Source organism: Rhizobacter sp. P2_H2, from assembly GCF_056403375.1.
In genome coordinates this window covers 1-1,837 of record NZ_JBFUFP010001055.1, presented here as the reverse complement: position 1 = coordinate 1,837, position 1,837 = coordinate 1, and the positions used below count along the sequence as shown (strand labels likewise).

The following is a 1,837-nucleotide window of genomic DNA, read 5'->3' as shown; positions in this document are numbered from 1 at the left end:
GCGCTCGACGCCTTCGCGCGGCTCGACACCGCGAAGGCCCTCGAGGTGCTGAAGCAGGACGACCAGATCGACCAGGAATTCGACGGCCTGATGCGCAAGCTGATCACCTACATGATGGAAGACCCGCGCACCATCTCGTCGAGCATCGACCTGGTGTTCGTGGCCAAGGCGATCGAGCGCGTGGGCGACCATGCGAAGAACCTCGCCGAGGTCATCATCTACGTGGTGATGGGCACCGACGTGCGCCACAACTCGCTCGAGAACGTCGAGTCGATGGTGCGATGACGCGAACTGCTGCAAAGGGGATCCAACGATGAGCCAGGTGCTGGTGGTCGAAGACGAATCGGCAATCGCCGAGCTGATGTCCATCAACCTGCGCCATGCGGGCTACGAGGTGGTGGTGGCGGCGACGGCCGACGAGGCGCTGGTGCAGGTCGACCGCGTGCTGCCCGACCTGGTGGTGCTCGACTGGATGCTGCCCGGCGAATCCGGCATCACGCTCGCGAAGCGCTGGCGCTCGCAGCCGCGCACCCGCGAGCTGCCGATCATCATGCTGACCGCGCGCGCCGCCGAATCCGACAAGATCTCCGGCCTGGACGCCGGTGCCGACGACTACCTGACCAAGCCGTTCTCGACGCACGAGCTGATGGCGCGCATCCGCGCGGTGCTGCGCCGCAAGGCACCCGAGGCGCTCGACGCGGCGGTCGAGGTCGGCCCGCTGAAGCTCGATCCGGCGACGCGCCGCGTGTCGCGCGAAGGGCAGGAGGTTCGCGTCGGCCCGACCGAGTTCCGCCTGCTGCATTTCTTCATGACGCACCCGGAGCGCGTGCACAGCCGCTCGCAGCTGCTCGACCGCGTGTGGGGCGACCATGTCTTCATCGAGGAGCGCACGGTCGACGTGCACGTCAAGCGCCTGCGCGAGGCACTGAACCCGGTCAACTGCTCGCAGATGATCGAGACCGTGCGCGGTGCCGGCTACCGGCTGACGCAGCAGGTGCAGTCGCAGTCGCTGTCCGCGTGAACCTCCGGCCTGACACGGACCCGATGCGATGAACTGGCTGCTGCCGCGCTTCCTGGCCGGCGTCCTCGCGATGGCGGTCGGCGGCGGGCTCGGCCATGTGCTGGGCGAGATGGCGCATGCGCCGCTCGTGGGCCTGTGGCTCGGCACGCTGCTGGGGGCGAGCGCGGTCGCGCTGATCGACGCGGTGCGCGGCTACCGGCTGATGCGCTGGCTCAGCGGCTCGCTCGAGGGCTCGGCGCCGCGCGATACCGGCTTCTGGGGCGAGATGGGCTACCGCATCGAGCGCGCCGTGGTGGCGCGCGACCGCACGGTGAGCCGCGAGCAGGGGCGCCTGGCGCATTTCCTGTCGGCCATCGAGGCTTCGCCGAACGGCGTGCTGCTGCTCGACGAGAACGACCAGATCGAATGGTGCAATTCGGTGGCGGCCGACCACTTCGGGCTCGACCCGGTTCGCGACAAGCGCCAGCGCATCACCAACCTCCTGCGCGCACCGGTCTTCGTCAGCTACCTGCAGGCAGGCGCCTTCGAGCAGGCGGTGACGGTGCCCGACCTGCGCAACCGCGGCACCTTGTCGGTCTACATCCGGCCGTATGGCGACGGCCTGAAGCTGGTGCTGTCGCTCGACATCACCGAGCGCGAGCGCTCCGAGGGCATGCGGCGCGATTTCGTCGCCAACGTCTCGCACGAGATCCGCACGCCGCTGACGGTGCTGTCGGGCTTCATCGAGACGATGAGCAACCTGCCGCTGACCGAGGTCGAGCGGCGCCGCGTGCTGACGCTGATGGGGCAGCAGACGCAGCGCATGCAGACGCTGGT

General features: G+C 68.8%; 3 protein-coding genes. All 3 read left to right on the top strand.

All coding sequences use genetic code 11. The annotated features are described in order from the left end of the window. On the top strand, positions 1-285 hold a 285-nt coding region (locus AC1D15_RS29945; RefSeq protein ID WP_477828884.1), incomplete at its 5' end, for a PhoU domain-containing protein. Between the two features lie 28 nt (positions 286-313). Further along, positions 314-1,021: a phosphate regulon transcriptional regulator PhoB gene (gene phoB, locus AC1D15_RS29940; RefSeq protein ID WP_047511542.1), complete on the top strand. Its 708-nt coding sequence runs from the start codon at positions 314-316 to the stop codon at positions 1,019-1,021. Between the two features lie 28 nt (positions 1,022-1,049). Further along, the coding region (locus tag AC1D15_RS29935) for a histidine kinase dimerization/phospho-acceptor domain-containing protein (RefSeq protein WP_477828883.1) at positions 1,050-1,837 on the top strand (788 nt) is incomplete at its 3' end.